This is a genomic window from Variovorax sp. LARHSF232 (assembly GCF_052871435.1).
In genome coordinates this window covers 130,089-137,544 of sequence record NZ_JBIXJS010000012.1, presented here as the reverse complement: position 1 = coordinate 137,544, position 7,456 = coordinate 130,089, and the positions used below count along the sequence as shown (strand labels likewise).

Genomic DNA, 7,456 nt, shown 5'->3' with positions numbered 1-7,456 from the left:
AACTGGGCGCTGTGATTGCGACGCGTCGCCCGCTTAACCACGCCATCTATCGTGTCCACATCATTCATCGTGGGCACGATGCCTGCAGGCTCTCAGACCATCAAGATGACTTCACCGCGTGCTTACGCTGCATTTCCCTGCGATTGAGGTAGTCGGCCTCGCCCTGCGCCGCCATGAAGGCGAGGACGGCATCCCGAGTGGCTTAATGGCGTCGGTCGCGGCACCGTCGAACTCCATGCCGTTGAGGGTGCAGACAACCTTGACGCCTTCGAGCATGAGGGCCGGCAGGATTGCGGAATCTGCTCATCGGCCAATCTGCGAGACGTCAGATGCTGGGGAGTAACTCTACCTCGACCCTTCGCGCTCCAAGGGGGGTGAGCTTGGTCCGACCGGCTGCAGTATCAAGCTCAACAAGGCGCAGCTTGTGCAGGGGCGCCAATACTCGCGACCGAAACATCGCGTTGGAGCTGTACTCGACCCACTCAGACAGCCTCTTTAGCTCGACCCAGCCAGGCTCGGAGTAAAGGAGCACAAGCGCCTGATCTGACTTCTTCATCTTCGGGTTGAGAACGCGCTTGGTGCCTTCCGTCTGCCAGACGAGCGGATGTTTGCGCTGGACCATCGCATCGACGGCTACCTGCGCATCCGCCAACGACATTCCGTGGAAGACCCGCACGAGTTCAGCCATGATCCACGTGGACATCGCAAGCACTGCCTCGGCATCTTCGTGGTTAGGGTCCACGTCCCCGCCCACATGACCTACCCCGCGGTTGTTTCGAATCTCATAGAGAAAGGGAAGCAACCGAGGCAAGAGAACTCGCAACGACCTGTCCCCCACCCTATTCGAATCAGCAGGTTTGTTTTCAAGTGCCTTGCACGCATCCAGCATTCGCGATGGCTTTGAGGCCTTCGCTGGAAAGGAGCCCGACAATGCACCATCGAGCACCGAATACACGATCTCGCATAGCTTCCCGCCGTTCAGTTCAGCCGGCTCCCAACGCCCCTCTACATAGTTTTGAACGATCTTTTGATAGCAACCGACGAGTTCCTGCCGCAGTCCGGGCGGAAGATTTGAAAGCAGACCTGCGCCAAGCATCAAGCGGCGCCTCCCTTTTGCTTGATGAGATCAGCTACAGCAGAAAGGCCCGGCGCCGTTAGCTTCCAGCCACCCGCCTTTGAACCAGTTATCTTGTTGCCAAACTCCTTCAAGTACTTGGCGTGGTTGGTATGGTCATAACACCCAAAGTGTTCGCAAAGCTTCCGAGCGTCTGCGTCAGCAAATGCAGGCTCGCCGGACGCGAGGTATGACGACAGTCCTTGCATAAGGTAGGTGCTTACCACTTGAGCGATTCGCTTCGACGCGTTGCCAGGCAAAGCGATGGGTTGCGCCTTGCCCTGATCGAAATGAAAGTACTCCTCTAGCTGCGACTCCTCGAGCTTCACCTTCCTGAGCCATGCCTTCACAGCCGGGGAAAGTCCGAGTTCGGAGCCTTCCCCGCCATCGTCTGCGGGGCGTCCGCCGCCGGGGCCTCGACCGCTCGACTGCCCCCCAACCTCGCCCAAAAGGGTGAGCGCAGCATTGACAACTCGAATCCGTTCTTCGGAAGTGAGCGGATTCAGAACCTCGACAACTCCCCCTACCGCTTCAGCAAGCTGGTTACCCATGGTTTGCGCCCTCTCGTTAAATCTGTCTCGCAACGTGTTGCGTAGGTATGCTTCCGCACGCTCTATGCGTACGAAAGAGTACTGACAGTACTCCTATTGTGCGTCCGTTGCAAATTGATACGATGCAGGCAGCGCCGCCTCTGAGACTCACCCGGTCCGCGATGGCAATAGGAGGGCGGCGCACTTGGGGGAGGGCCGATCAACATTCACAGCCGGACGTGGCTGCCGCACTCAATTTAAGGGCTCGCTGAAGCGGCCCCGACATGCAAGAACAGCGCTAAGGAGACAACGACTTGGATCTTGTGTCAGTGTTCATCGGTCGATACCGGAAGGAGTTCGACTTCTACGAGCAGGCGTGCCGCATGGTCGCTCAGCTTCTCGACACAAGTTTGCAATCCGCAGGCATTCGAGCAATCGTCACCTCACGGGCAAAAAATCCGACCCGACTTGAAACCAAAGTTCGGCAACGCGCAATCAAGGCGAAGTACGAATCCGTCGATGCAATCTTTGAAGACATCGTCGACCTCGCAGGTGTGAGGGTTGCTTTGTACTTCCCCGGCGAACGCGAAGAAGTAGGGAAGATCGTTCGGGACCGGTTCCTGCTCGTAGCTGACCCGAAGACATTTCCAACTACCGCGGAGCCAACCTACAAGAAGCGCTTCTCCGGCTACTGGGCAACTCACTATCGCGTTCGGATTCCGGATAGTAGCCTCAACGAGGCTCAGAAGCGCTATAGCGAAGCGCGGGTCGAAATTCAAGTCGCATCAGTTCTCATGCATGCTTGGTCTGAGGTGGAGCACGACCTCGTCTACAAGCCGTTGCAGGGAGCGCTTTCGGAGGAGGAGTACGCAATTCTTGACGAATTGAATGGCCTGGTACTGTCCGGTGAAATCGCTCTCGAACGGCTCCAGCGAGCAGGAGAGCTCCGAGCTTCCACGCATGGCCGGGAGTACACAAACCACTACGACTTGGCCGCGTCCCTACTCGATCGCGGGCGGGAGAATCTTGGAAGTGGCAGTGTCAACGAGGCTGCTATCGGTCGGGTTGATGTGTTGTATGAATTGCTGAGAGCCACAAACCTCAATACACCTGAGCAGTTGGCGAAGTATGTCAAGGTCCTGCACGATGATTTCGAGATGCGTCCGCTCGCAGAGCAAATCATCGATCAAATCCTCGCCGAGGATCCTTCCAGGTATGCGACCTATGAACAGATACGCCTTGTGGAAACCCCTGTGGCCGCTCTGGCGAGCGACACACCACGGAGTTCTCAGAATCATGCGATCGGAGAATTCATGGCACTCTGGATCGAATACGAAAAGTACCTGAGACAACAGGCTGCGACTGCTGGTGTAGCGCCGTTTTCCTTGGGACCCATGAAACTTCTCTCCCACTTGCAGCTGTCACCTGAGATGGCAGCCTCCGCCGACAGACTTCGAAGATTTAGAAATCAACTTGTTCACGGGATCGAAGTTCCAGACAGTGAGACCATTGGCGCTGCATGTGCAGAGCTCCGTACATTGCTTCGTGCCCTAAAGCAAGAGCCCACGAAAGCAAAACCTCGAAACGCAACCAGCAAACGAGCGCCAACGGGCAAACGCAAGCCGAAGCCAGATTGAAGCGGTAGGCAGCTACCCCAACTTCAAAGCAAGCTTGCTTGCATCCAAATGCGTGTAGCGCTTCAGCATCCGAAAGTCCCTGTGTCCAGTGACGCTTGCAGCCTCCATCATGTTCAGCCCTTTCTCGAAGAATCGGGATGTGGCCTCGTGCCGCAAATCGTGGAAGTGAAAGTCCTCCAATCCGGCCCTATCTCGGGCGCGCTGGAACGCCTGCTTAACGGCCTCGGTCGTGATTCCCGGCCACACGGTGCCGTTGCCCTCACCTTCCGGCTTGCGCTTCGTTAGCAAGGCAACGGCGGCCTTGCTGAGCGGTACGGTCCTATCCTCGCCGTTCTTGGTGTCGAGCAACCGCGCAGTGGCCTTTTCGAGATCGATCAGTTCCCAGCGAAGCCCCAGTAGTTCGGCCTGCCTCATGCCGGTTTCGATAGCAAGCGTGACCACATCCCGGAGGTAGCCCCTTCGGCTGTCATCACAGGCCAGCAGCAACCGCTCCTCCTCGCCTTGCGGCAGTCGCCTGTCCCGCGCCCGGTTGTTCTTGGGTCGACTGACATCGGAGACGGGGTTCCCGCTGCCGATCCCCCATTCCTTGCGCGCAAATTCGATGACGTGGTGCAAGAGATTGAGTTGCCGGTTCACCGTGGTGCCGCATGCTGTGCGGAGGCGTTCATCCCGCCATTCCCGCACCGCCTGGGGAGTGAGCGTGGCCGGGGTGTAGGCGGCGAGTTTGCTTCGCATCAGGGGCCTCATGTGATAGCCCTCTTGGTTGGCGCCCTTCTTCGCGGGGGTGACTTCCTGAAGGTAGCGCTGCATCAGCGCCAGCATGGTTGTCCCGCGTGCTGCGGCAGGGTCGGGCACGTCGCCCCGAGCAACAGATAGCTCCTGTTGGGCTATCCAGAGTTCGGCCGTGCGCCTGTCAGGGAAGCTCTTGGAGAGGATTGGATGCCCGGCCCTGCGGACCTTGGCTTGGTATGACGTGCCGCGAGCGCCGGTGCGCTTCGTGATGGTGCCCATGTAACTGTCCCAAACGTGTCCCACGCGAGGTGGGACGTTGATCGAGTGGGAACGCCAACAGCTATAAGCTGTTGATTTCACATGAGAATTTTGGTGGGCGGTGGAGGCTTCGAACCTCCGACCCCAGCAGTGTGAATGCTGTGCTCTACCCCTGAGCTAACCGCCCTCGGCGCCACCACTTGCATTGCGGAGCACCTTGATTTCGCGTTTGCTGCGAAGCCTTAAATTATAGCCACATTTTCGGCCAAGACTTGCCGAAACACGGTTTTGCCGTTGCTCGCCTTGTCCAGCTGCAGCAACACTTCTTCGTGCACGGCCAACTCCTGCGCCGAAGCGGTGAGCACCGGCAGTTGAAACTGGCGCAGGTCGATGGCAATCACCAGGCCCTGCTCCGGCTCGTTGCCGCCCACGTCGATCAGCAGCGCATCCTGGCCGCGCGTGAGGTTGATGTAGACGTCGGCCAGCAGCTGCGCATCGAGCTTGGCGCCGTGAAAGGTGCGGTTCGAACGGTCGACCCCGAAGCGGTCGCACAGTGCATCGAGCGAATTGCGCTTGCCCGGGTACACCGCCTTGGCCATGGCCAAGGTATCGGTGATTTCATTCACGTGCCGGTGCAGCGGCTCCAGGCCGACGCGCTCGAATTCCTTGTTGAGGAAGCCGACGTCGAAGGCCGCGTTGTGGATGATGAGCTCCGCGCCGCGCAGGTACTCGACGACCTCCTGGGCCATGGCGCCGAACTTCGGCTTGTCGCGCAGGAAGTCGGTGGTCAGGCCGTGCACCTTCAACGCATCTTCGTGGCTTTCACGCTCGGGGTTGAAGTAGATGTGCAGGTCGTTGCCGGTGAGCTTGCGGTTGAACAGCTCGACGCAGCCCAGCTCGATGATGCGGTCGCCGTCTTCGGCAGAAAGGCCAGTGGTTTCGGTGTCTAGGACGATTTGCCGGGTCATGCGTCTTCTTAGTGATTTTCCTTGGCGTGATTGATCGAGTACTTGGGAATCTCGATCGTCACGTTCTCCTGCGCCAGGATGGCCTGGCACGAGAGGCGCGACTGCGGCTCCAGGCCCCAGGCACGGTCCAGCAGGTCGTCTTCGCTTTCGTCCGATTCATTGAGCGAATCGAAGCCCTGGCGCACGATCACGTGGCAGGTGGTGCAGGCGCAGCTCATCTCGCAGGCGTGCTCGATGTGGATGTCGTGGTCGAGCAGGGCCTCGCAGATCGAGGTGCCGGCCGGCGCGCTCACCTCGGCACCGTTGGGGCAGTACTCGGCGTGCGGAAGGATCTTGATGATGGGCATGGGAGAAAAAAGATCAGAGGGATTCGAGCGTGCGGCCCGCGAGCGCGCGCGCAATGCCCTGGTTCATGCGGCGTGCCGCAAAGGCCTCGGTGCCGTCGGCCAGCGCCTTGGTGGCGGCTTCCACGGTGGCGGCGTCGCCCGCCGTCTTGGCCAGGCGCAGCGCTTCCATCAGCGCCTGGATGTGCTCGCGCTCCTGGGCGTCGAGCAGGGCCGCATCTGCATCCAGCGCGCTTTGCGTGGCGAGCAGCATGCGGTCGGCATCCACCCGCGCCTCGACCAACGCGCGCGCCTGCATGTCCTGCTGGGCAGTGGCAAAGCTGTCCTGCAGCATGGTGGCGATCTGGTCGTCAGACAGTCCGTAAGACGGCTTGACCGCCACGCTGGCTTCCACGCCGCTGGCCTGCTCCTTGGCGCTCACGGCGAGCAGCCCATCGGCGTCTACGGTGAAGGTGACGCGGATGCGCGCCGCACCGGCCGCCATCGGCGGAATGCCGCGCAACTCGAAGCGCGCCAGGCTGCGGCAGTCCGCCACCAGGTCGCGCTCGCCCTGCACCACGTGCAGCGCCAACGCGGTCTGGCCGTCCTGGTAGGTTGTGAAGTCCTGCGCCATGGCGGTGGGGATGGTCTGGTTGCGCGGCACGATGCGCTCCACCAGGCCGCCCATGGTCTCGATGCCCAGCGACAGCGGGATCACGTCCAGCAAAAGCAGATCTCCGCTGCCGCCATTGCCGGCCAGCTGGTTGGCCTGCACGGCGGCGCCAAGCGCCACCACCTCATCGGGATTGAGGTCGATAAAAGGCGCGCGGCCGAAATACTCGGCCACGGCGCGGCGCACCTGCGGCATGCGCGTCGCGCCGCCCACCAGCACAACGCCCTGCAGTTCCTGCGGCTTGAGCTTGGCATCGCGCAGCGCCTTGCGCACGGCGGCCAGGGTTTGGCCGGTGAGGCTTTCGCTCGCCTGTTCGAACTGCCCGCGGCTGATCTCCAGCGAGACGGCCTGGCCTGCCACGTCGGCGGCAAAGACGGTCGTTTCCGCGGCCGACAAGGCCTCCTTGGCAGCACGCGCGGCGATCATCAAGGCGGCCTTGTCGCCATCGCTTTGCAGCACGAGGCCCGTCTTGGCGAGCACGAAGTCGGCCAGCGCGTGGTCGTAGTCGTCGCCGCCCAGGGCCGAATCGCCGCCGGTGGCGATCACCTCGAACACGCCCTGGGTCAGGCGCAGGATCGAGATATCGAAGGTGCCGCCGCCCAGGTCGTACACGGCGTAAACGCCCTCCGCCGCGTTGTCCAGTCCGTAGGCGATGGCCGCGGCCGTCGGCTCGCTGATGAGTCGCAGCACATTGATGCCGGCCAGCTGGGCCGCATCCTTCGTCGCCTGGCGCTGGCCCTCGTCGAAGTAGGCGGGCACGGTGATGACGGCGCCATAGAGCTCGTCGTCGAAAGTGTCTTCGGCTCGAAAGCGCAAGGTGGCCAGGATCTCGGCGCTGATCTCCACCGGCGACTTGTCGCCGGCGCGGGTCTGCACCTTGACCATGCCGCCCTCGCCTGCCAGTTGGTAGGGCAGCGAATCGCGCCGGCCGATGTCGGCCAGGCCGCGGCCCATCAGGCGCTTCACCGAGGTGATGGTATTGCCCGGGTCGCTAGCGCGCGTTGCCAGCGCGTCGAAGCCGATCTGGCGGCGGTCGCCCTCCAGGTAGCGCACAGCCGAAGGCAGCAGTACGCGGCCCTGCTCGTCCGGCAGGCATTCGGCCACGCCATTGCGCACGGCTGCCACCAAGGAATGGGTGGTGCCCAGGTCGATGCCGACAGCAATGCGGCGTTGATGCGGATCCGGTGCCTGGCCCGGTTCTGAAATCTGTAGTAGCGCCAT

7 protein-coding genes, 1 tRNA gene and 1 pseudogene are annotated in these 7,456 nt (G+C 61.3%); 1 reads left to right on the top strand and 8 read right to left on the bottom strand.

Annotated elements, in window-relative coordinates:
- Positions 1-121 precede the first annotated feature (121 nt).
- The 3 genes and pseudogenes from ACIPRI_RS23915 to ACIPRI_RS23905 form a co-directional block, all read right to left on the bottom strand.
- Positions 122-279: pseudogene (locus ACIPRI_RS23915) on the bottom strand (recombinase family protein); the annotation flags it as partial.
- Between the two features lie 46 nt (positions 280-325).
- Positions 326-1,099, bottom strand: a complete 774-nt coding sequence (locus ACIPRI_RS23910) for a hypothetical protein (protein ID WP_446623991.1) — start codon at positions 1,097-1,099, stop codon at positions 326-328.
- Complete coding sequence (locus ACIPRI_RS23905; protein ID WP_446623990.1) at positions 1,096-1,665, bottom strand: hypothetical protein; 570 nt, start codon at positions 1,663-1,665, stop codon at positions 1,096-1,098. Before ACIPRI_RS23905 ends, ACIPRI_RS23910 begins: the two co-directional genes overlap by 4 nt.
- Before the next feature lie 302 nt (positions 1,666-1,967).
- On the opposite strand from ACIPRI_RS23905, the gene ACIPRI_RS23900 reads away from it, so the two are divergent.
- Entirely contained in the window at positions 1,968-3,281 is a 1,314-nt protein-coding gene (locus tag ACIPRI_RS23900; protein ID WP_446623996.1) for a hypothetical protein, read from the top strand.
- 12 nt (positions 3,282-3,293) lie between these two features.
- Here ACIPRI_RS23900 and ACIPRI_RS23895 read toward each other — a convergent pair whose 3' ends face one another.
- The 5 genes from ACIPRI_RS23895 to hscA all read right to left on the bottom strand — a co-directional run bounded on the left by ACIPRI_RS23895 (position 3,294) and on the right by hscA (position 7,456).
- A complete protein-coding gene (locus tag ACIPRI_RS23895; RefSeq protein ID WP_446623989.1) occupies positions 3,294-4,292 on the bottom strand; it encodes a tyrosine-type recombinase/integrase in 999 nt (332 codons plus the stop codon).
- 91 nt (positions 4,293-4,383) lie between these two features.
- Positions 4,384-4,458 (bottom strand) — tRNA-Val (locus ACIPRI_RS23890).
- Between the two features lie 55 nt (positions 4,459-4,513).
- Positions 4,514-5,239, bottom strand: a complete 726-nt coding sequence (gene dnaQ / locus ACIPRI_RS23885; RefSeq protein ID WP_446623988.1) for a DNA polymerase III subunit epsilon — start codon at positions 5,237-5,239, stop codon at positions 4,514-4,516.
- An 8-nt stretch (positions 5,240-5,247) separates the two neighbouring features.
- Positions 5,248-5,586, bottom strand: coding sequence for an ISC system 2Fe-2S type ferredoxin (gene fdx / locus ACIPRI_RS23880; protein ID WP_446623987.1), 339 nt, complete (start codon positions 5,584-5,586; stop codon positions 5,248-5,250).
- Positions 5,587-5,599: 13 nt separating this feature from the next.
- Positions 5,600-7,456 (bottom strand): Fe-S protein assembly chaperone HscA, encoded by a 1,857-nt coding sequence (gene hscA / locus ACIPRI_RS23875; RefSeq protein WP_446623986.1) that lies wholly within the window; start codon positions 7,454-7,456, stop codon positions 5,600-5,602.